Genomic DNA, 967 nt, shown 5'->3' with positions numbered 1-967 from the left:
TGAAGCGGACCGCATGCTGGATATGGGTTTCATGCCCGACATTCAAAGAATACTGAAACGCATGAATGACGAGCGTCAAACGCTATTCTTTTCAGCCACGCTCGACACAAAAATAAAAGCCATCGCTCATAAAATGATGGTGGATGCCGTTGAAATACAAGTCTCTCCATCTAATAGCACTGCAGAAACAGTGACTGAGATTGTGTATCCCGTTGATAAAAAGCGAAAGAGTGAACTATTAGCTTATCTAATAGGCTCTAAAAACTGGCAACAAGTCCTTGTCTTTGTGAAAACCAAGCAAGGTACAGATGCTCTTGTCAAAGAACTGAAGCTAGATGGCATAAAGGCCGCCTCTATTCACGGTGATAAAGCCCAAGGTGCACGTCAAAAAGCTCTTGATGATTTCAAATCAGGAAAGGTGAGGGCATTAATTGCGACTGATGTGGCCGCAAGGGGATTGGATATTCACCAACTAGAGCAAGTAATTAACTACGACTTACCTTACAAAGCGGAGGACTATGTTCATCGAATCGGTCGTACTGGCCGCGCCGGTGCAACTGGCCTAGCGGTATCGCTAATGAGTCGTGATGAAGATTACCTACTAAAAGCGATTGAAGAGCTATTGGACAAGCCTCTGCCTCAAGAGTGGCTAAAGGGTTTTGAACCGAGTTTAAATGAAGAAGTGAGCAACCCTCATGCACCGAAAAAACGAGGGCGAAATTCAGACAAGCAGAAAATGAAAGCCAAACTTAAAATACATGCAAGTCGCGGAAAAAAGCGATAAGCATTTGCGTCACCAAGGGTGGGGCGTAAACTCCCCACCAACCCCATCTCATTCAAAACCATCTAATTCTAAAGTCATTACCTTCAATATCATTTCACATACGCCATTATTTATTCTCACACCCAATTTAGAATACCTAATATTATATACTCATATAACCACAACTGATTAACTATATTTATC

1 protein-coding gene is annotated in these 967 nt (G+C 42.4%); it reads left to right on the top strand.

Going from position 1 to position 967, the window contains the following annotated elements; genetic code table 11:
• Positions 1–784 (top strand): helicase-related protein (locus BCU12_RS10265; protein WP_133153857.1); only part of this gene is annotated, 784 nt, incomplete at its 5' end.
• Between the last annotated feature and the right edge of the window lie 183 nt (positions 785–967).

Origin of the sequence: Vibrio sp. 10N.261.55.A7 (assembly GCF_002877365.1) — a bacterium.
In the GTDB taxonomy this organism is placed as follows: Bacteria; Pseudomonadota; Gammaproteobacteria; order Enterobacterales; family Vibrionaceae; genus Vibrio.
This window is presented reverse-complemented; position numbering and strand designations above follow the sequence as displayed.